Source organism: Paenibacillus hodogayensis (assembly GCF_039536325.1).
Taxonomy (GTDB): domain Bacteria; phylum Bacillota; class Bacilli; order Paenibacillales; family NBRC-103111; genus Paenibacillus_AB; species Paenibacillus_AB hodogayensis.
The window spans coordinates 149,772-171,165 of sequence record NZ_BAAAYO010000021.1 but is presented as its reverse complement, the minus strand read 5'-3'; the positions used below and the strand labels follow the sequence as shown (position 1 = coordinate 171,165).

Genomic DNA, 21,394 nt, shown 5'->3' with positions numbered 1-21,394 from the left:
CATTCAACTATGCGCCTTCCCCTAAGGGCAAAGTCAACTGCAAATGAAAAGGCACCGACATGCATAAATCCAAGTCGCTTTGCAAAAATTATGTTCGAAACCGTCGCTGATCTGATGATTCCTAGGAGGGATTTTTATTAAAAAGGTTATCGTATTCGCAGCGCTATTAGCCGCTGCAGGCTGTTCGAGTAAAAACATAACAAGCAAGCAATCTGCCCCAAATCCGACGAAGTCCGAAACTCCATCGCATTATGCTGCTCCGTCAAGCTTAACACAATCGTCGTCCATATCTACAACGGGTGCAGGAACTTCAAGGATTAATCAAGTACCCAATGACATTTCGAATTGGTTGGATGAATTGAATCGCATTGCCGAACCGGTAAAAACGCCAGCGAATCCATCCGCGAACCCGTCCATGAATCCGCCCGGATATCCATCTGTAAATCCCGGAAATCCGTCCATGAATCCCGGAAATCCATCTGCAAATCCCGGAAATCCGTCCATGAATCCGCCCGGATATCCATCTGCAAATCCCGGAAATCCGTCGGTGAATCCGTCCGAAAACCCGCAGCCTTCGGCAGATTCGTCCCAATTTGCACAGCAAGTACTGGAACTGGTGAATCAAGAAAGAACGAAGGCCGGCCTGCAGCCCCTTAGTATGGATAGTAAACTCACGAAAGTAGCCATGGCCAAAGCGCAGGATATGTACAATAACAATTATTTTGATCACCAGTCCCCGACATACGGATCTCCGTTTGATATGATGAATAAATTCGGGGTTACCTATAACTCTGCAGGAGAAAACATCGCCAAAGGCCAGACAAGCCCGACGGAAGTGATGAACCAGTGGATGAACAGTCCCGGGCACCGCGCCAACATCCTGAACACTAGCTTCACGCAAATTGGAATAGCTTATTATAACAGCGAGTGGGTTCAAGAATTTACCGGCTGATTTCATGCGAACATCAAGAGGAGCCGCCAGTGGCAAGCTCCTCTTTTATCGTTCTTCTTTATGTGATCGTCGCTCCCTGGAACGGGCGATCAGTCGCGCCGCAATTCCTTCAAAATACCCCTCATATAAGCCGCTCCAAACGCTAACCGTTCTTCCATCTGCTCCATATAAGGAATCGCTTCATATTCGTCGATGTCGGGCATGCTGCCGTCGGCAATCTTCCGCTCTGTCATCACCGCAAGCTTCATGTACTGCCCCATCTCATATGGCGTAAGATCGGGATTTCGGTCGATCCACTCCCGCTCGAATAGATCGAATTCAAACAGCCATTTATGATCCTCGATGCAGAGCATCAAATCCGGCGAATATTTACCCAGTTCGGCAACGACCGCTCTGTAATCAATAATGCCTTGTCCGGGCGCTTTCCCCTGCCTCCTTACGCCCCGGTCCGTAAAGCTGATAATGGCGTCCTTCAGATGCGTCATGTGCGTATAGGGCGCAACCCTTTGTGCGGCAAGCAGCGGATCTTCGGCATTGACGAGCGTATTCGCCGTATCGAAGCAGACGCCGCAAATATCTGTACCCGCCTGCTCGACGACTCTTAGCACTTCGAATGTCGTCTCCCCATGGTTTTCAATGTTAATGCGGCTGCCGCATCGTTCGAGCGTGGGTCGCAAGGCCGAGAGGAAGGCTGCGGACTTTTCCAGATGAACGTTCCAAGGCGTCGGATGAACATATCGCTCATTATAGTCGCTAATCACCGCTCTAAGCTCGTGCCAACCGGCTGAAGCGCACGCCTCGATTTGCTGCGCCACTTCCCGGATGTAATCGGTCTCCGCTTGCTTGACGATGAGCGGGTTGCAGGGACTGACGGACATGGAAGTGATGATGCCGTGCTCATCTGCGTATTGACGTACATCTTTATAAAGCGCTTTATCGTTCGGACGCTCAAAATCGCCATAGCCCAATTGGACGCCGTCAAACCCCCGGCTTTTGACAAAATCGATTATACGGTAAGCATCCAGGCGCAGCTCCCTGATCGTAAAACTATCGATTCCTACTTTCATCTCTTTTCCACCTCTAACTGCCGAGAAAATATCGGCAAGCTTATCACTTTGCCTTGCTGTTCCGACCGGTAAGCCGCCTCCGCGACTTCGACCGTCTTGCGGCTGTCTGTTCCATCTGTCACAACATCGGCGTGCTCACCGAGCAATTGCTTTACCCATTCGTCGATACAGCTCTGATGACCGGACATCGGTTTAGTCGTCTCAACCTTTTGGAATCCTTCTTTGGCTCTCATGTCGTATTCGAAGTAATCGGCCTTGCCGCCATGAAGCTTGACGAACGTTCCTTTGCCGCTCATAAAGTAAGCTTCGCCTTTCGTGCCGGTGACATGGTTGAACTCGTACCACAAACCGTCCGGGGCGCTATGGGATTGCGTATACCAATTGATCGAGAGCAGCGCCAACGCTCCAGACTCCATCCTCGCAATAACCGCCCCGATGCTCTCGCCTTCCATTCGGTTCGGTTCGACCTTCGACATCGACGTTACCGACTGAACCTCGCCGCCATACCAACGAAGAGCGTCGATTTGGTGGGTTAAGCAGCTCATGATGGCGCCGCCGCCAAGCATTTCCTTGGAGCGAATCCACGAATCCGGCGGAGCGACAACATTTTGGTTATGCTCCAGCTTCCAGAACAAGATTTCGCCGAGATCGCCCGAATCGACAATCTGTTTCAACGCTTGCCAATCGCTGTCGTATCGTCTGTCGTGGCATACCGTTAACGTGACTCCCGCAGCTTGGCAAGCCTCGATCATCCGGTCGCACTCTTCTACGTTCCGCGCCATCACTTTCTCCACCAGCACATGTTTGCCGACTTTCGCCGCGGCAACCGTTACTTGTTCGTGCAGGTAATGCGGCAGCAAGATGTCTACGGCATGAACGTCAGGAAGCGCCAGCACTTCCGTATAGTCCCCATAGATGGTCACCTCGTCGCCGAGCAGTTTGCGAATATGCGCATGCTTCGCCGGATTCGGTTCTGCGATAACCGTTTCGCACTTGTCTTTCAAACGGAGAAAACCCGGAGCGTGAGCATTTAAAATGCCGCCTCCGCCTAAAATGCCGATTTTCAGCTTGTTTGTCATATCCAAGCTCCCATCTTCTTTGTCGTTTGGCTTGTCGCGCTTTGCGTCCAAGAGAGAAATGCAACGTCATTATCCCACAGGGCCATCCTGCAAAAAATCACCTATTGTCTACGAATATGCACACTTCTTGTATCGTTCGATTTGTTTAATTGACTGCATGCCGCAATACCCTATAATGAACTTGATCCCCATCATTGCAAATTTCCGGGCAAAGGGGCCTTCCCAATGCGAGACTCGCCATTTTTATTACATGTATTAAGCTCGCTTCAGTTAAACGATTTCCTATGCGGAACAACAACCCTAAGCATGGAAACGCATGAGCACTATTTTGCGTCCACTCATATGCAGCCAACCGCACTCGTAACCCAGATTACCGACGGGCCTATTCTTGTTGGCATTGACGATGCTACCTATCGAGTGGAGCCGGGGCAAGCTCTTATCATTCCGGCCAACGTCAAATATACCATTCATTTGGTGGAGCATACGGCCGTTACGCATTGGTTGAACGTGAATTTTATGTTATTCGAACACTTCCCTCTCCTGGACCTATTGGAAGTCCCCTATACGACTTCGGTTGCCGTCGGCAACGAGATTGGGCAGCTGCAAGCCGAAATTTTCGATCTCCTGCACGCGAAACATACCGGTAATCCGATGGCTTTGTTCAATGCGGTGAAGGTCAAGCAGCGCCTATTTGCCGTGCTGGATACCGTTCTGTCCGTATCCCGTTATAAAGCGGGGAGTTTAGAAAAAATGAATAAGTTCGAAACGTTTCAACCGGTTTTGAAATATATCGAAGAACATCTTGCCGAGAAAATCAAAGTTTCCCAATTGGCCGGGCTTCTGTTCGTTTCAACCTCGTATTTCTACAAACAATTTCAAGAGGCGTTCGATTTATCCCCGATGCAGTACATCCAAGCGCAGCGATTCAAGAAAGCTCAGCATTTATTGGCCGCTTCCGATTTGACGATAGGGGAAATTGCGAACTTGGTCGGCTACGAAAGCACGTTTCCCTTTATCCGCTTTTTCAAATCGATGTACGGCAATAGTCCGGGGCATTATAGAAAAATGATGTTGAACCGTTAGGGACTGCCGACTTTAAGAAAAACCGTCAGAGAATATCCTCTGACGGTCCTTTAGGTTGGCGTAAATCCGAAATGTTGTCAAAACCGTGCATGCCTTTGTAGCGCTCTCCGTTTTCCTTACTTGCCTTGGATCGTTTGAATCTTCTTCGTCGCCTCCTCTTCCGCCATACGCAGCGCGGTGTTTAAATCCACCTTATCTAGCGCGATTTGATTGCCGTAGGAGGTGTAAATATCGACTAGATTTGCATCATACAACGTTTTTGGCGGGATCGGCGCAAACTTGTTATAAAAGACCGCACTCCAGTTTTTGTCTTTATACTGCGAACCTTGACCAAGTTCTTTCTTAATCTGTGCATTATCCAGCACGGGAATGACTCCTTTACGGGCAATCTCCGTCTGAAATTCGTCAGAGAGCATATACTTCAAAACTTCCATAACCGCATCTTTATTTTCTGCCATCTTGGTGATCCCAAAATAAGCGGGATACGATTGCGATCCAATACCTTGTCGCTCCTTCGTCGTAGGCAAGGAAACGATATCCCAATTCACCCCTTGCAGCTGGTCGCCCCAAACGTTGATTTCGCTGGACAAGTAAGCATACATCGCCAAATTTTTCTCCCCCACAAACGAACTGGGCAATTTCCCCAGTGCTTTAACCGCTTCCAAATATCCCGGTAATTGTTTCGGCTGCATATAGAACATATCGAAATACGTTTTCCAACGCTCATCCTGGTTGATGGTCGGCTTATCAGTTTGCAGATCGCTATTCGGGATCGACAACGGATTTAACCGGAACGAATGGGATGGAGAATGACTAAACCCATAATCCTGTTTATCGCCTTCGACGCGAGTCAGCTTCTGCGCCGCAGCCATCATGTCCTCCCAGATCATGCCATCCTTCGGATAAGGAACCCCGTACTTGTCGAACAAATCTTTGTTATAGTAGAGAACGAGATTGGACGTAAAGATAGGCAGACCGTATAGTTTACCGCCGGATGCCTGCTTAACCGCGTTGACCACAGATTGATCCAGACGGTTGAGATCCACTTGATGTTTCTTAATCAGTTCCGTCATGTCGTACTCGATGCCGTTTGGAAACACTCTTGCTTCAAAGTTGCCAATGGTTGTAAAGAAAATGTCGAATCTCGTTTTACTGGCGATCAGATCGGGCAAGTATGTACCGGTACCGGTTCGCTGAATGTAGCGGATCGTATAGTTCGGAAACTTCTTGCGCAGCGATTCCCCGAATCGGGCATCGAAGCTTGCCGCCGAGTCTCCGTTGTCCGAATAAAAGACGACCTCCGCCGGTTGGGTCGATGCCGCCGGCGCTGCCGGTGCGGCTTCCTTCCCGCTCTCGTCGGGCGCTTTTCCCGCTCCGCCGCCCCCGTTCTGACTGCAGGCCGCAAGCATGACGAACGTTGTCAAGCCGGCCAAACGCATTGCGATCTTTTTATTTTTCAAACTTGCCTTCCCCCTCTGTGGATAATAGTTGTTGATCGGTCCATAACAGGGTTCAGTATATCGCCCGATCATGACAATTTCCATACATTCATTTGCCTTATATGCCATACCTCTGCATATTTTGCTCCAACTTTACGCGCATACGCGATATACTAGCCGTATAGGAGGGAAGCTCATGGCCAACGAGAAAAAAAACGGTTCTAACGGAACGTGCGGCTACACGGAAGAGGCATTTCTGGTCCATTACGCGATGCGGCACGGGACCGTCGACGGCTCCACCAGCCATTTTCACGATAACTACGAGCTGTACTATTTGTTGTCCGGACAACGCCAATATTTCATCCGGGATCGCGTCTATCGAATTGAAAAGGGAGATTTGGTGTTTATCCCCAAATACGATCTGCATCGCACTTTGGACGCCGGTCCGTTTCATGAGCGGATGCTGCTTTATTTCAAGGACTCGTTTCTGGACCATGAAACCGGGGAGGATGAACAGCTCAAGAACTATGTACTGCAACCATTTCAAAGAACCGTACCGGTGCTGCGGCTGCCCAAGGATGATCGCAGCGAAGCGGAAGCCTTGTTTTACAAAATCATCCGGGAAATGGGCAACAAGCGCCCCGGATTTCAATTGTACGTAAAGGCTTTGGTGTTGGAGCTGCTTGTTCTCGTCTCCCGCTGTGCGGAGCAGGAGACGGAGAGCGTGTTTGACTTCGAAACGCCTTTACAGCGAAAAGTCGCGGAAATTTCGACTTTTATTCGCCAAAATTATAAAAATCCGCTAACGCTGTCGGAGCTATCGAAACAGTTTTATATGAGTACCTATTACTTGAGCCGCGTATTCAAAGAAATATCCGGATTTTCATTCATCGAATACTTGAATTACATCCGGATCAAGGAAGCGCAGTCGCTGTTGCATGATTCCGACTTGCCTATCGTACAGATCGCCGAGCTGGTCGGCTTTGAAAGCGTCGCCAATTTTGGACGCGTATTCAAACAGAGCGTTCATTTGTCTCCGATGCAGTACCGCAAGATGCAACGGATTCGAACATGACTGTTTATGTTTTTCATAAACAAGAGGAACGGCGGTCTAGTGTAATGGAGGCAATCTTAGCGATGCCTACCTCCTACTCGAAGTACCCGTTCGCTTCTTCCTTCAATATAATACCGGCTCCGCTATGAATGACGCCGCCTGCGGAGAGACGGTCGAGAACGACGCGCCGCAGTAACGTATCTCGCGGGGCAATGGCAAGGTCGGCCGGTTTCGCGCCGAAAACACGCTCGAACATTTGACCGTCGTCGCCTTCGAGCGGAAACGGATGATAGTCGTGCCGGAATTGGGCGATATTGGACTCGGCCGGCAGCAGTTGCTGCCACTGCGGGCTGAGCAGCCAGGTGGCGCAGTACATAGCCGCAAACGGCGTTTCCGGGAAATGCTTTTCGAAAAAAGGAACGGCTCTCGCATACGATTGCCGGCAAGCTGCGCGCGACATCTTGCCGTCCTGGGGAATGTGAATTTTAATAATCGTATCCTTCGGCTTTAGCACATGCTCCCATTCCTCCGCTGCCAACAAAGTCGTGTCCGGATGGCCAAATCCGTCGCTGTCGATCCGATTTCCGGCAAAGTACCGACCCGTTATTTCCAGCCGGGATGTCCAGGTCGGAGCATCGATTCCGTTCGTGCCGTTGATACAGCCGTCTGCTCGGAACGATATGCCGCTTTCCGGAAAAATGGCGACTTCACGCGTCCCTGCTCTCCGGAAAACGTGCATCGGATACGGGAACTGCACCAGATGGAACTGTAATCGCCCCAGTCGGAACATACCGCCGGTAAACTGATGGCACAGCCAAGCGAAGCTGTCTGTCCCCCATCTACCATGCTTGTCGCGATAAAGCTGCATCCGCAGTTGCAGATCGCCAAGCGTTTCGAGCAGCACGGCATCGGGAATCCCGCGACTCCTGTACAGCTCCGTTGTATACGGCAGGCCGGAGATCATAATGACAGGAGCCAGCATCGCGGCGAGTTTTTCCTCGCTGGATCGCAGCAGTTCGTTATATTGCCGAATCGCAGCTTCCCGCCCCTTCCAGCCGCCGTCTGCTTGGAATAGCAGCCGGCAACAGTTGGCGATCGCTTCTAGCAGCCTCGCATCGCGGCGAATCGACGACGACGCCTCGCCAATCGCTTCCGTAATCTCAACGGGCAGCCGCAATGTCTCGCAATAGGAAACAATCGCGGATTGCTCCAGAAGGAAATCCGCCTTGTTAACCAATGTTCTCCCCTCCTAGCACAATGGAAATAAGTCATAAACGATGACCCGGCTCTAGTATATCGCCTCTTGCATGACAACATCCATACATTCATTTGTTCATTTTCAACAGACTCTTCAAATTTTGTTATTCTTGTCATTACCGGAACTAGATAAGTTGAACTTGGGGAGGCCCTTTTCATTCTGAAAAGGACTGCCTTGCTGCTCAGACATGTTGTACGCCAAATAGACTAAGTTAACACAGCAGTGAGCCTTCAAGCGCTGTTTACTTAGCCTATTGGGGGGAGAGCAAGAAAAGCAGCATTTACACGCTGAGCAGCCAGTTTGAAATAAACATTGTTCAGTATATCGTCCACTCATGACAATATCCATACATTCATTTGCCTAAAATGACATATCTCTGCATATTTTGCAGTGGCAAATCAAGGACTACTTCATTGGATGGAGAACAAATTTTGCAAGGGTGTGAAATAGAGAGCAAATTCATATATGGTAGTTTTCATAGATTGGAGATATATTTCTATATAAAGGAGGGATTTGAAAGCGGTACCAACCGCATGTCCAAAACAAATAGGGAGAGGGTGTTACGCATGGCAAGAAGGGGACGCACTCCACTGCTGCTGCTGACGATTGCACTGCTGTTTTCCGTATGTTCCGGAGTACGCGAAGCGCGAGCGACTTCAACAGGGACGACAACCCAATTGTACGTCGCTGATTTCGGTGCAATCGGGGATGGCATACATGACGATACGGACGCATTGAACGCGGCGTTCCAAGCCGTTTCCGGCTATGAAGGCATTGTAGAGGTGCACTTGCATGGCGGAACGTACTTGGTCGATCAAACAAAAGGGTTGAAAATCCGGGCAAATACATACGTCGTTGGTTCGGACGGGGCCACGATCCAGGCGAATCCGTCTTTATTCGGTTGGACATTGGCCGATATTTACGGGAACAACACGACGATAACCGGCATCCGATTCGACGGGAACAATGCGGTCAATCGTGTGCTGGCCATTCAGCCCGGCTCCAGCCATACGTCCATCCTTCATTCGATCGTGGAAAATGCTTCCCAGCCCAATGATTCGAATAGCCCCTATTACAAGCAAATTGTCGTCGGTGTAATGATTTATGGCAATACCGAATATATTACGATTGACCATTCCACAATTCGAAATATTAGTGCCCTGCACGGGAACGGATCGGCAATTTCAAGAGGCGTATATGTGACGGTTACATACAACTCGAACGAAGCGTTAGGTCGTTATGTGGCCATTACCAATAATCACATTCATCACATTTCTCCGGCTGACGATGCAGACGGCATTTTCTATCAAATCGGCGATTGGCTAACGACGAACAATTACGACGTGCACGGACTCATATATAACAACACGTTCGACAATACCGCAAAGCGAGCTGTCAAATTACAAGCTAACGGCATAACGGTCGATAGCAATACGATCATCAACAGCTACCGGAACAACAACTATTACCTGATTGCCAATAACGGCGTGTTAGCCTCCGACATGTACTCGGGAATCAGCGTGTACGGAAACAACACGACGGTAACGAACAATACCATCGCCGGCATCGGCTCTTATTACGCCGGTATCGAATTGTCTGCTAGCGGCGTTATTCATAATACGACGATCGCGAACAATTCCGTATCGAACGATGTGTACAGTAATGTAAACGGCACCTCGGGTATACGGATAGGCTACGTCTCCAATTTCACCATTTCTTCGAATAAGGTGAATCATTTTATCAACAGCATCTGGACATGGCAAAATGCCGACTCCGGACTTATTGCAGACAATCAAATAACGGCCCCCCATCCGAATGGCAACGGGATCGTAGTGGCGACCTATGTAAGCGGGATGGTTCAACATGACATTTTGGTGTCCGGCAACAGGGGCACTGTAGGGAATCTCGGCATCAATATTCAGCCGTCCAATTATAACATTTGGACGAGCAACAACTCGATTGTCAAAGTCCCGTAATATAAAGAAGCCGTCAGGGAACACTCCCTGACGGTCCTTTTCATTTCGGGAATCTTCCCATTGTCAGTCGAGCGAGGTGACGAGATCTTTGATCCACGCCCGCGCTTTCAGCGGCTCGATCTTCATTTCAGTTCCCGGCACGGCGCGGATGCTGCACATATAGCCGGCCTTGCCGTTCACAATGGCGGAGCATTCCTTGCAGGCGTTGGCAGAACGGCACGAATACCGGACGGACAGGGCGGGATCGCGATGCTCCCGTATCCAGAAGATCGCGTCCAGCACACTCATTCCTTCCCGGTAAGGAACCTCGTAACGCTCCAGCACCGGTCCGCTCTGCTGGTCGCCGCGAACGACTTGCAGGGATACAGTCGATGATGTCATGTTCATTTCCTCCTCCGCGCTCATCTAGGGTTGAACCGGCAGCGAAACCGACTCAATGTCCCATTGCCGTTCCTCATTCCATGTATAACGATAGCTGATCGCCTGTTCGCGAGTATCTTCGCAATCCAGCCGGACATGCGCTCCGCGCGATTCCTTTCGCTCCAGCGCGCCCAGCACGATCGCTTCGCCGACCTGAAGCATATGGGCGGCTTCCAGTTTCTCGACCAGCGTCAGCGCAAACTTGTCCGGTCTCGTAAGAGAAATAAGCTTCAGTTCCTCGCGAAGCGCGCGAATCGCCTCCAGCGCCTCCAGCAAGCCGTCTTCCGTCCGCAGCGGGCCGGCCCCTTTCCACATCGCCTGCTGGAACTTGCGCTTGAATGCTTGCAAGGACATCGTATCCCGTTCGACCGGTTCCGGATGCCAGAACTGTTCCAGCCGCTCTATTTCCGCTTCCAGCGCACGATGAACCGCTGCCGTTTGTGCATCCGCTTCTGCTTCTGCATGTGTCGCCCTTTCGCGTGCCGCCGTTTCTCCGGCTATACGTCCGGTGACCAGCGCTTCCGTAATGGCATTTCCGGACAATCGGTTGGCTCCGTGCATCCCGTAGATCAATTCACCCGCAGCGAACAGTCCCGGCACCCGAGTGCGCATGTCCTTATCGACACGGACCCCGCCCAGCATAAAATGCGCCATCGGAGCCACTTCGACCATATCTTTGGTCAGATCGACATTCTGGTTGCGCAAAATATCGATGACCGGGCCGAACGCCTCTTTTAACTGCTGTTCCGGCACCATCCGGAAATCCAGATAAGCTCCGCCATGCGGAGTGCCGCGCCCTTCTTCCACCTCGCGGAAAATGGCAAGCGTCGTCTGGTCGCGCGTCGCCGTATAGCTCCCAGACACTTCCCCGTTGTACAGGTCCATAAATTCTTCTTCGTTGCCGTTCAGGAGACGCCCGCCCAGCTTGTAGCGGAACGGGTCCCACATAATCGGATCGATACCCACCAACGGCGGAAACAAGTGAGCAATCGGGAAAAACTGCACCATCTCCATATCGCGCAGCTCCGCGCCCGCTTCAGCAGCCAGGACGAAGCCGTCTCCGGTCATATTGGCGGAGGCGCTGTTCCGCGCATACACTTCCGTCAAACCGCCTGTAGCCAATATGACCGCAGAAGCCGCAATGCAAACCGCTTGGCACGTTTCCATGTCGAATCCGGCCGCTCCAACCGCCCTTCTCTGATCCACGACGATTTTCGTGATCATCACATTTTTGCAGCGCGTGATCTTGTCGTCTTTCCAGATCGCTTTTTTCAACCCGGCCGAAGTCGCGCCGCCCGTATTCAATATATCTACATAGACACAGCGCGATTTCGAATGCCCCGGAGCAAACGCCTGCGACCGTTTCCCTTCCGCTGTCCGCGCCCAGTTCACGCCATACCGCTCGGCTTCGAGAACGACCTCCGGTCCCCGATCCACAATGGCCCGTACGATCGCCGGATCGGCCAGACCGCGGCTTCCTTTCATCGTGTCCTCATAATGGATATCCGTATCGTCGTCATCGGCTTCGCCAAGGGCAACCGCTACAGTCATCTGGGCTAAAATGGTCGCGCCGCCGCGTCCGATCAAGCTTTTGTCGATAAGCAGCACCCGGGCTCCCTCATCGGCAGCGGCTCTTGCCGCCATCATGCCTGCCGCGCCAGAGCCGATAATAAGCACATCGGTTTGTACTTGTAAGGCTTCCATGCGTTCTTTGCCTCCCCGCTGTCTGTCTTCGCTTTATTCGCTCTTTGCAGCACCGACCGCCTGCACCAATACGCCCGCTTCCGTTAAGGAGCGCCGGATACGCTCGGCAAAAGCAACCGCATGAATCCCGTCTCCATGAATACAGATCGTATCGGCTTGAATCGGAACGTCGACTTGCTGCTGGGAAAGCACCTTGCCTTCTTTGACCATCCGGATCACTTGATCCACCGATTGCCGATCATCCGTAATGAGCGCATCGGGCAGTCTGCGGGAGGTTAGCGACCCGTCTGCCTGATACGTCCGGTCGGAGAACACTTCGCTCGCCGTCTGCAGTCCCGCCTTTTGCCCCGCCCGGATCAGCTCGCTCCCCGCCAGCCCGAACAATACGAGCTCCGGATCGACGCGATACACCGCCTCCGCGATCGCTTCCGCCAGTCCGGCATGGCGGGCGGCCATATTGTACAACGAGCCGTGCGCTTTGACATGCTGCAATCGGGCTCCTTCCGCCTTTACAAATCCAAGCAAAGCGCCAATCTGGTAGACGACGAGATCGTAAGCTTCCTCGGGAGAAAGATCCATGTCCCGGCGGCCGAATCCGATCAAGTCCTGCAAGCCCGGATGCGCGCCCAACGCCACCCCGTGCTCAAGCGCGAGCTTGACCGTACGGCGCATCGTGGCAGGATCGCCCGCATGAAAGCCGCAAGCTATATTGGCGGACGTTACATATTGCAAAACCTCGGCGTCGCTCCCCATCTTATAAGCTCCAAAGCTTTCTCCCATATCGCAGTTCAAATCTACAACGTGCATGCTCCTCTTCCTTTCTATATCGAATTCATCTGCTCCAAGCCGCGACGGAGCGTTCGCATCGCCAATTGCTGCGCGACATATTTGCGCTGTGCTGCCCGCAGCGAGACGAGCTGGAAGCGAACTTTGCCGCCCAAGTTCACTTGGGCCAGCAGCGGCAAATCGGTCGAGATCACCTGCGCTAGTTTGGGATAGCCGCCCGTCGTCTGATGATCCGCCATCAATACGATCGGATTGCCGTCAGCAGGCACTTGAACGGTCCCGAAGGTCACGGCGGAGGAGATCATTTCCTGCTTCTCTTTTAACGCGAGAGAGCTGCCCTTGAACCGGTACCCCATCCGGTCAGACTGCGGCAAGACGGTAAAGGGATCATGAAAAAAACGGTAAATGCTCTCCTCGTCGAACAGATCATATTCTTGCCCGGCGATGACCTGCACGGTCGGGTCGGGACAATACCGCGGGATCAGATCGTACGTAACCGACCACGGGCTTACCGCAAATCCGTCCTCATCCGTTTGTTTATTCAGGAGCAGGAGCAGCCGCTTGGCAGAAGAGGAAGGCGCTCCAATGGGGATTCGATCGCCTTCTACCAGCGCCCTCCCGAGGAACCCGCCAATCTGCGCGCGCAAATAAGTCGACCGGCTATTCAATTCCGCCGGGACATCCAGTCCGCCGCCGACAGCCAAATAAGCGCGGCAGCCCTGCCGAATTTTGCCGAACTTCAGGCAGCTTCCTTGCGGAGCCAGAATCGTTTTCCATAAAGGGACAGGCTTGCCGTCCAGCGTAGGAGACAAATCGGCGCCGCAAATCGAGATCAGCACGGTGCGCTCGAATACGAGCTCAGGCCCGATAATCGTCATCTCCAGGCCCGCTTCCCCCTCTTCGTTGCCAACGAGCAGATTCGCAATACGCAATGCCTGCCGGTCGACGGCGCCGCTAACGATGACACCGTATTTTTGCGCGCCAAACCGCCCCAAATCTTGCACGGTCGTCAGCAGTCCAGGTCTTGACAGCAGCAAACTCATCGTTGCATCCCCTCCCACTGGTCGAACTCCTTCCGGGAAATGCGGTAGAAGCGGACGACATCTCCTGCTTGCAGCAAGGTAGGCGGCGTCTGTCGGGGAAGAAACAACGGAATCGGCGTTTTCCCGATCAACTGCCAGCCGCCGGGCGTTTTGATCGGATAGACGCCGGTCTGGTTGCCGGCAATGCCGACCGAACCCGCCGGTATCGACAGCCGCGGCGATGGGCGGCGCGGCGTGGCGATCCGGCCGGACATGCCGCCCAAATAAGCAAACCCCGGCGCAAAGCCGAGCATGTAAACGAGATAATCGGCAGAGGTATGAATGGCGATAACCTCTTCCACGCCCAATTCGTTATGCTCCGCTACCGCCTCCAGATCGGGCCCCAGCTCTCCCCCGTAACAAACGGGGATGTCCACCACTCTTGTAGGATGAACCGTTGCTTTCTCCAGTCTGTTCAGGATGCCTCGCATTAGCGTCGCGGCAATAGCAAATGGGAAATCGCTGTCCTCCGACGCAAGCAGATCTCCATGCTCCTCGATCATGATTAATGCATCGTAATACACCGTGACGGTCGTAAATGCGGGCACGCACTCGATCATCCCGACGAATGGCTCGACTTCCAAATAAGCCGTTAATTGTCTGATCCGTTGATGCGTCTCCGGTGTGATGGCATCGCCCCATTGGATGACAAGGGCGCTATCGCCTAGCGGAACAATCCGAACCCCCTCCGGCAGCTTCCATTTCAAGTAGTCCTCAACGTCAATCATGCAGCTCAGCACCTCGCAATGATAGAAACGAGCCCGGTCGATCCCGATCTCATGGGATTCGGACAAAAACAATAAATTCCGTAATTCGGTATGTTAACACCGAATTACGGATAAATAGGTATGCGATCATTATAGTCAAGTTTGCGAATTATGCAAAGGGCTGCTGAACAAGATTATGCCGTCGCTTCAATTTCCTCGTTCTCTACATCGTGACCGACCGGCTCCCACTTGATGAGCAGTGTGGCGATCAAGCCGAGAAACGGAACAATGGCGAGCAATAACAAGGTATTGTGCAAACCTGCGGCCGCCAGTACGACCGGGAACAAGAAGAAGCCGAGAATGCTGCCGACACGCGTCGCTCCTTGCCCGAAACCTGCTCCTATTCCGCGCAATTCGGTTGGATAAGACAATGTAGCCATCGTCATTCCTTGCGAACCCGGACCGAACGCATGGCCGAATATAAATGCGGCGAGCAGAACAACGGAGATGCCGATATACGTATTGCCGAGCAGTCCCATGCAGAGCAGACCAAGCACAGCTACGATGTAGCCGATAATCGACAGCTTCCTCACACCCCAGCGGGTATTGAGCGAGGAGCCCAGGAAGCCCCCGAGCGCTCCGAACAGATTAAAGACGATCGTGCCGGTAATGGCGTAGATGACGCCTTTGCCGAAGAGAATGGTTGAAATGGTCGGAATGTAAAATCCGACGGCAAAGTACTCCATGCTTTGCGTAAACGTAATGATCGAGGCGAGCAAGGTGCGCATCTTGTATTTGCCGCGGAAAATCGCCGTATACGGCACCTTTTTCTTCTTCTCGGCAAGCGCCTGCCCTTTTGCCTCCGGGTGGACGATCACTTCAATATGATAAGTCTTGCGAATGACCTTCGCACTTTCGTCCAACGATAAGTAGTTTGCAGCCCAGAGAGGACTCTCGCTCATAAAGAAATAACGCAAGAACAAAACAATGAGGGCAAACACGCCGCCAAGACCGACAGACCATCTCCAAATGTACTCGTGCTGGTCCAGCAAATAAAACGGCAGCGCGATTAAACCGGTAGCCGAGGCAGCGCAAAACCATAGCGGGCACCACAACGTAACATTCGAGCCTTTTTTCTTCCTGTTGCTGTACTCGGCGATAAAGCTTAACGCGATCGGAATGTCCAGCCCGACGCCAATCCCCATCAGAAAACGAAAAATGACAAGGCAAGTATAGTTCGGCGACAGAGCAGCGCCGAATGCGGCGAACACCATTAAAAACAAATCGATCATAAACATTTTGTTCCGGCCGAACTTATCCGTGTAGTAGCCGCCAAAAACAGCGCCCAACAAAGAACCTACCGCCATAATGGCCGTCAAGCTTCCGAGCTCCACGGAAGATAGATGAAACTGCTCTTGCAATTGCGCCGTTCCGATCCCGATGCTCGTAAAGTCGTAGGCGTCGACGAACACGCCGGCCAGCGCCAGCAAAATAATTTTAAATCCCGATCGGCTAACCGGATTGTTATTCACAAAATCGATTATATCCCGCCGGCTCCTGACCTCCAAAACTTGTGTGCCCATTCTACTATTGCCTCCTCATAGATTTTCCTCTCCGCAACATATAATTCCGAATTTCGGTATTTAAAATCCGAAATTCAATCCCTATATATACGATCATTATAGTGGGTATTACCCAAAATGCAAGAAATATTTTTGATGGATCCGAACCAAATGCCGTTTATTGGGATTCATTCGGCATTCGTTGTATACTGGTAGATGGCAACGGCATTCGATTACAGATGATGTCCATGCAGGATTTGAACAAACTGGAGGCAAACCGTGCAAAACAAAAATAAAACGGTCGTACGCTCGATGGACCTTCTTCAGCTTTTTTTAACGCATACCAAACTTACCATTACTGACATGGTCGAACTATCCCATATACCGAAAACTTCCGTTCACCGCATGATCGGATCACTTGAAGAAATGGGGTTTTTGACCAAGCAAGCCGACGGCTACTACACGCTCGGTCTATTATTTTTGCAATTCGGGAATTTGGTAGCGGAGCGCCTCAATATTCGGCATATCGCACTCGAAGCCATGCAGCATTTGCGCGACGACGTCAACCGGGCGGTTCACCTCGCCGTACGAGACGACCATTCCACCATGTACATAGAAAAACTCGATACCGACCACCCGGTCCGGCTTTTCACCAAGATTGGCAAAAAAGCGCCTCTATACGCAGGCGCCTCCTCGCGGATTATACTGGCCTTTATGCCCGATGCCGATAGGGAAAATTATTTGAACGAGGTGGAATTGAAGCCGCTCTGCTCCGGGACCATCATTGACAAGCAGCAATTGCGCGAAGCATTGGTGCAGTCGCAAAAGACCGGTTACAGCTTCAGCCGATCCGAGCTTGAAAACTACACGGCTGAACTTGGCGCCCCTATTATGGATCATACGGGTCAAACGATCGCGGCGCTCAGCATTGCCGGACTCGACGTCCAGTTTGGAGACGAACAAATGCCTGACCTGATCCAAAAGGTCCAACATGCGGCGCATGACATTTCGGTTAAGCTAGGCTACACAAGCCGGCCCTTTTACACACAAAAACCACCGGAGATGTGACTCTCTGGTGGTTTTGATAGGTGATAGGATGATAAGGCGGCGAGCATTCGCTCGTCAGCTTGAAAAAGGCGGCTGCATTGCGCGCTCACTGCAAAGCCCGAAACGCCGTCGTGAACGCTTCCGCCATCCGCGCGTCGATGCCGGGACGAAACGGTCCCTTCAATCCATATTCCACGACAGACCCTTCCGCCTCATATCCGCCCTCGGCTAGAATCCGATCGTCGGGAATGTAAGCGGCAGCATCGGCATAGCCCCAGAACAGCAGCGTGACGTCCGGGAACAGCCGCTCCAGCTTCTGCTTCACTTCATAGCAGGGCTCGCCGCCCATATAGGCGATATAAAGATCGGCGCTCAAGCGAATCAGCCCGGCCGGCAGCAGCATAAAATCCGGCTGAGACTCGTACCCGTCGAACACGCGATTCGCCATGCCGACGAGTCCGGGCCAAGAGTCCGGGTCATTGGCGATATCCGCAAAATGGCGCTTAGGATACGGCTCCAATTCCAAGCGAATCCGGAACTGACATGCGGCCAGCTTCGGCTGAACCGGCGCCATCGCCTTTGGATTGGCGAAGAGACGCTTGATCGCCTGTACGATCGAAGCCGCCATCTCATTCACTTCGTCATACGTGCACGTGATGAACGAGCCTTTGTACGCCGTAGCCTTCGGCCGGCTGTTCCCTCCTGCCCCCTGGAAAAAGATCCCTGTCGCGCCGTAATATTCGGCCTCGATCAGGTGGCAAGCCCGGCCGGGGTAGTCCCCGGACAAATACGGGGTGTCCCGGACCGTGACGGGATGACAGGCGTAATTGAACAAGACGACCTTCGTCCGCCCGTTCGCATCCAGAACCCGCAACACGTGCAAGCGATCGTCCTTCGCTCCTTCCGGATTCGGCTTGTTCTGCATCTTCCCGTCCACCAGGCGCCTTCGGTTCATATTCCAGTCCCCGTCGACGCCTCCAGCCTCCAGCGTACCCTCGAACAGATTGACCATCGCCCGGGACACGCAGCTTTGAATACGGTCGATTAGGAACCGTTCATACGCCGGCGAATGCTGACTGGCATCGTCATAGCCGACCAAGGCGGGACCGCCATGCGTATGGCTGTAGGCGAGAAAGAAATGGCGGCCGGGGATGCCGTAGGCCGTCTCGACCCACCGCTGCAGCTCTTCCGTCAAGGCGAAGTCATGGAACAACAGATCGAGCGACACGAAGACCAGCTTCGTCCCTCCATCCTCCACGAGAAGCGTGCGCACATACAAATCGTCATGAATCCCTTGAAATTGTTGATTGAAGAAGGAGGCATACCCTCCCATGTAAGCGGGCTGATCCGGCGTGATCAGATCTTTGGCAACCCCAAATCGCATACGTCTCCCCTGCCCTTGTCTTTACTTGTGGTGTACGGGCTGCCCCGGAATCCGATCCGGCCAGTTCGCGACGCAAATATATTCGAAATCCTCATCGGAGACGCAGGTCGCCTGGTGCTCCACATCGCGCGGGATGTAGACGACGTCGCCGAACCCGACTTCATGGACGGTCTGGTTCAGTCTGAGGCTGGCCCGACCTCCCATAATAATATAAATCTCCTCTTCGTCATCGTGATTGCCGATCGTGGTGCTCTGTCCTTTGGCCAATCGCACATAGCTGCTGGAGATCGTTTCGGCCTCGTGCTCTTCCAGGAAAGTGACGCCTTCTCCCTCATAGCCCGGGAGCTGGGAAAGTGTTTTGACGAACGGCTGCGGCATGGCTTGTTTCCTCCGTTTATAGTAAGATTTTATGGACTGCACCAAGAGTATAGCGCGGGGAAACAGGCGAAAGTAGCCGTCCAGCCGCCATCTTTTGCGGAAACATGTCACTTTAGTATCATTACGTCCGTCGACGGAGGGTGTGAATGTGGTATGGAATTACAAGAGACGATGAGCTTTAGCATCCGCGCCCGGATCGGGAACTTGATGTTCGACATTCACTTGGACACTTCATTCCTTTCGGCCGACGCGCCGGCGATGAGGAATCGGCACAATCACGCCATGACGGAGCTGCATTTCGTCGCCTCCGGTTCGGGGCGTCTGGCGTTGAATGGACTAGAGGTGCCGCTTGTCCCCCACCACGCCTACCTGATTCCTCCGGGCCTTTACCATGCCATTTTGACGGATAAGCGGACGCCCTTGCGCAAATACACGTTCCGTTTCGAGTATATCGAGCTTCAGGACGACTTCGATTGCCCGCCTGGCGAGATCGAGGCGTTGAAAGCCGTGTTTCCTCCGACGGATTACCGCTGCATCCCGAATCAATCGGGCTTTCTCGAACGGCTTCAACAAATCGCCCGGGAACTGGAAGAACGCCGACTTGGCTATTACACCAAGGTTCAGAATGCCTTCAATGAGATTCTGATCGATCTGATACGGGCCATGACCACCCGGACGGATCGCTTCGATCCTCTCCCGACTCGAGGAACAGATGATGTGCGCAGCCACCTGATCGATGCGTATTTCGACCACTATTCCTCTCATTTGACCTTGGAGCATTTGGCCGCCCAGCTGCATCTCAGCACGCGCCAGACGAATCGGGTCTTGCAGCATATGTACAAAAAGACGTTCAGCGAGAAATTGGCGGACATCCGGATCGAAGCGGCACAGGAGCGGCTTGTGAATACCGATCTCCCCATCTCCCTCATCGCGGAACAGCTTGGTTTCGCATCGCCCTCGTTTTTTACTAAGACGTTCAAGAAGAGGACCGGGATAACCCCGCACACGTATCGAAAAACGAATAAGAAGAGCCTCGGCCTAACAAAAAAAGGCGGCTGACTATTGCTGTCAGCCGCCTATATAAGTTGAACGAATGTTGGAAAGCCCATTTCATTCCGAAAAGGACTGCCTTGCTGCTCAGACATGTTGTTAAACTTCAGGTATCCTTCGCCCAGAGAACGATTACCATCTTATGTTCTCCCATTCCTTCTGGCTTTCTTCCCGAAACCGTTGCACCCATTGCTCCGCAACATCATCTGCCAACCGTTCCAATGCTGGCGGGGCTACGTTAACGTGATCCGTCGGAATATCCAAAAACTCCAATACTTTCATGACGGTTCCCTCATAATCTTGAATAAAATCTTCGTAGACTATCGTCAGGGGGACGATATCCGATTCGGAGAAGAAATCCTCTATTGCTGCTTCGCACATCGTGCTTTGGAAGATCAGATGATGAATGGCCTCGTAATTGTACTTATCGGCAATATCATGTTCCATGGGCTTTTCCCCGAAATTTCGATGCCATTCGCCGGAAACGATCGCACGCCACCAGGAGACAGCCAATCTCACTTTGTTACGGCGCGTCATGTAAATATGCTTGGAGCAATTCGGAAATGCTTCACTCCATACCTCCGCACGCGAAGCATCCTGGGGAAGCTCGAACATTGTGCGGAACGCGTCGATCCATCTCTGCTTAAAACTAGTTTTCAACCCGAATATACCGTTGGGTGTCGTTCCGGATTGCCATATCTGTTCAAGATCTTCTCGCTTCAGCGTAGCAGGGTCCTTGTACTGGAATGCAGCCATTCACAGGGATCGCCCGCCACCCCGGTCGAAGCCAGCGCATAATTGAGCAGCGTGCTTCCCGTCCGCTGGGAAAACCAAATCGTATAGCTTCGTTTAGGTTTTGTCATATGTCATAAAGACTCCTTCATTCTGACGTTGCACTCCTTGAAATCATCTTCTGAAATTTATTCATGCTGATGAAAATGATTGTAACAACTTGAATCGTCGGATGATAGGCCATAAACAAGTAGGAATAATTCTATACACAAAAAGCCGCATCAGAAATCAATCCGATGTGGCTTGGTTGACATAACAAGCTATCTTAACTTGGAATATACAATCTTTTTAATACTATCGCAGGAAAGAAAGTATTGTTCCGAAAGCTGAGCAATAGCGGCACCTTGAGAGAATCTATGGCGAATTTCATCGTTTCTTTCACTTATATAGTTTCTGCTGCCGGAATCCACACCCCACCCCTTACGAACTCCTTCCGGTTTAGGAACGTAAACCATGGCACCATTAACATACTTTTGTACTTCCTTTAACAACTTCTCTGGTAAAATGTCAGCCTTGACATATTTCATGGTCACTCTACCCCTTAAAATATTTTTGATTTCAAGGTAGCAAAGTC

The 21,394-nt window shown here is 52.0% G+C and carries 21 protein-coding genes; 6 read left to right on the top strand and 15 right to left on the bottom strand.

All coding sequences use genetic code 11. The features are described from left to right. Positions 1-358 precede the first annotated feature (358 nt). Entirely contained in the window at positions 359-952 is a 594-nt protein-coding gene (locus ABD796_RS33895) for a CAP domain-containing protein (protein ID WP_379116077.1), read from the top strand. 89 nt (positions 953-1,041) lie between these two features. Here the strand turns inward: ABD796_RS33895 and ABD796_RS33890 are convergent, their stop codons facing one another. Both ABD796_RS33890 and ABD796_RS33885 read right to left on the bottom strand, forming a co-directional pair. Next, positions 1,042-2,019 (bottom strand): sugar phosphate isomerase/epimerase family protein, encoded by a 978-nt coding sequence (locus ABD796_RS33890; RefSeq protein WP_344916898.1) that lies wholly within the window; start codon positions 2,017-2,019, stop codon positions 1,042-1,044. Beyond that, complete coding sequence (locus tag ABD796_RS33885; protein ID WP_344916896.1) at positions 2,016-3,098, bottom strand: Gfo/Idh/MocA family protein; 1,083 nt, start codon at positions 3,096-3,098, stop codon at positions 2,016-2,018. Before ABD796_RS33885 ends, ABD796_RS33890 begins: the two co-directional genes overlap by 4 nt. Positions 3,099-3,404: 306 nt before the next feature. On the opposite strand from ABD796_RS33885, the gene ABD796_RS33880 reads away from it, so the two are divergent. Next, positions 3,405-4,181 carry a helix-turn-helix domain-containing protein gene (locus ABD796_RS33880; protein ID WP_344916894.1) on the top strand — a complete coding sequence of 259 codons (777 nt, stop codon included), beginning with the start codon at positions 3,405-3,407 and terminating at the stop codon, positions 4,179-4,181. A gap of 116 nt (positions 4,182-4,297) precedes the next feature. Here ABD796_RS33880 and ABD796_RS33875 read toward each other — a convergent pair whose 3' ends face one another. After that, positions 4,298-5,641: an ABC transporter substrate-binding protein gene (locus tag ABD796_RS33875; RefSeq protein ID WP_344916892.1), complete on the bottom strand. Its 1,344-nt coding sequence runs from the start codon at positions 5,639-5,641 to the stop codon at positions 4,298-4,300. A gap of 175 nt (positions 5,642-5,816) precedes the next feature. On the opposite strand from ABD796_RS33875, the gene ABD796_RS33870 reads away from it, so the two are divergent. Beyond that, positions 5,817-6,695 (top strand): helix-turn-helix domain-containing protein, encoded by an 879-nt coding sequence (locus tag ABD796_RS33870; RefSeq protein ID WP_344916890.1) that lies wholly within the window; start codon positions 5,817-5,819, stop codon positions 6,693-6,695. A gap of 73 nt (positions 6,696-6,768) precedes the next feature. On the opposite strand, the gene ABD796_RS33865 is transcribed toward ABD796_RS33870, so the two are convergent. Beyond that, complete coding sequence (locus tag ABD796_RS33865) at positions 6,769-7,911, bottom strand: acyltransferase domain-containing protein (protein ID WP_344916888.1); 1,143 nt, start codon at positions 7,909-7,911, stop codon at positions 6,769-6,771. A gap of 587 nt (positions 7,912-8,498) precedes the next feature. Between ABD796_RS33865 and ABD796_RS33860 the strand changes: the two genes are divergently transcribed. Next, complete coding sequence (locus ABD796_RS33860; protein ID WP_344916886.1) at positions 8,499-9,908, top strand: right-handed parallel beta-helix repeat-containing protein; 1,410 nt, start codon at positions 8,499-8,501, stop codon at positions 9,906-9,908. A 63-nt stretch (positions 9,909-9,971) separates the two neighbouring features. Here the strand turns inward: ABD796_RS33860 and ABD796_RS33855 are convergent, their stop codons facing one another. The 6 genes from ABD796_RS33855 to ABD796_RS33830 form a co-directional block, all read right to left on the bottom strand. After that, complete coding sequence (locus ABD796_RS33855; RefSeq protein ID WP_344916884.1) at positions 9,972-10,289, bottom strand: 2Fe-2S iron-sulfur cluster-binding protein; 318 nt, start codon at positions 10,287-10,289, stop codon at positions 9,972-9,974. A 24-nt stretch (positions 10,290-10,313) separates the two neighbouring features. Then, on the bottom strand, positions 10,314-12,032 hold the full coding sequence (locus ABD796_RS33850) for an FAD-binding protein (protein WP_344916882.1): 1,719 nt from the start codon (positions 12,030-12,032) through the stop codon (positions 10,314-10,316). Positions 12,033-12,065: 33 nt separating this feature from the next. After that, the gene (locus ABD796_RS33845; RefSeq protein ID WP_344916880.1) at positions 12,066-12,839 is read right to left on the bottom strand and encodes a LamB/YcsF family protein; all 774 of its coding nucleotides are present in this window, start codon (positions 12,837-12,839) and stop codon (positions 12,066-12,068) included. A gap of 14 nt (positions 12,840-12,853) precedes the next feature. Further along, positions 12,854-13,861, bottom strand: a complete 1,008-nt coding sequence (locus ABD796_RS33840; RefSeq protein ID WP_344916878.1) for a 5-oxoprolinase subunit C family protein — start codon at positions 13,859-13,861, stop codon at positions 12,854-12,856. After that, positions 13,858-14,628: a 5-oxoprolinase subunit PxpB gene (gene pxpB, locus ABD796_RS33835; RefSeq protein ID WP_344917540.1), complete on the bottom strand. Its 771-nt coding sequence runs from the start codon at positions 14,626-14,628 to the stop codon at positions 13,858-13,860. The genes ABD796_RS33840 and pxpB overlap by 4 nt, the downstream gene beginning before the upstream one ends. A 173-nt stretch (positions 14,629-14,801) precedes the next feature. Next, complete coding sequence (locus tag ABD796_RS33830) at positions 14,802-16,190, bottom strand: MFS transporter (protein ID WP_344916876.1); 1,389 nt, start codon at positions 16,188-16,190, stop codon at positions 14,802-14,804. A gap of 258 nt (positions 16,191-16,448) precedes the next feature. On the opposite strand from ABD796_RS33830, the gene ABD796_RS33825 reads away from it, so the two are divergent. After that, positions 16,449-17,237: an IclR family transcriptional regulator gene (locus tag ABD796_RS33825; RefSeq protein ID WP_344916874.1), complete on the top strand. Its 789-nt coding sequence runs from the start codon at positions 16,449-16,451 to the stop codon at positions 17,235-17,237. 85 nt (positions 17,238-17,322) lie between these two features. Here the strand turns inward: ABD796_RS33825 and ABD796_RS33820 are convergent, their stop codons facing one another. After that, entirely contained in the window at positions 17,323-18,600 is a 1,278-nt protein-coding gene (locus tag ABD796_RS33820) for a neutral/alkaline non-lysosomal ceramidase N-terminal domain-containing protein (RefSeq protein WP_344916872.1), read from the bottom strand. A gap of 21 nt (positions 18,601-18,621) precedes the next feature. Continuing rightward, a complete protein-coding gene (locus tag ABD796_RS33815) occupies positions 18,622-18,978 on the bottom strand; it encodes a cupin domain-containing protein (protein ID WP_344916870.1) in 357 nt (118 codons plus the stop codon). A 153-nt stretch (positions 18,979-19,131) separates the two neighbouring features. On the opposite strand from ABD796_RS33815, the gene ABD796_RS33810 reads away from it, so the two are divergent. Beyond that, positions 19,132-20,037, top strand: a complete 906-nt coding sequence (locus ABD796_RS33810) for a helix-turn-helix domain-containing protein (protein WP_344916868.1) — start codon at positions 19,132-19,134, stop codon at positions 20,035-20,037. 123 nt (positions 20,038-20,160) lie between these two features. Here the strand turns inward: ABD796_RS33810 and ABD796_RS33805 are convergent, their stop codons facing one another. From ABD796_RS33805 to ABD796_RS33800, 3 genes are all read right to left on the bottom strand, one after another. After that, the gene (locus ABD796_RS33805) at positions 20,161-20,784 is read right to left on the bottom strand and encodes a Stf0 family sulfotransferase (protein ID WP_344916866.1); all 624 of its coding nucleotides are present in this window, start codon (positions 20,782-20,784) and stop codon (positions 20,161-20,163) included. Then, entirely contained in the window at positions 20,748-20,891 is a 144-nt protein-coding gene (locus ABD796_RS35770; RefSeq protein WP_379116070.1) for a Stf0 family sulfotransferase, read from the bottom strand. The genes ABD796_RS33805 and ABD796_RS35770 overlap by 37 nt, the downstream gene beginning before the upstream one ends. A 189-nt stretch (positions 20,892-21,080) precedes the next feature. Continuing rightward, on the bottom strand, positions 21,081-21,347 hold the full coding sequence (locus ABD796_RS33800) for a CD3324 family protein (RefSeq protein WP_344916864.1): 267 nt from the start codon (positions 21,345-21,347) through the stop codon (positions 21,081-21,083). Positions 21,348-21,394: the final 47 nt, after the last annotated feature.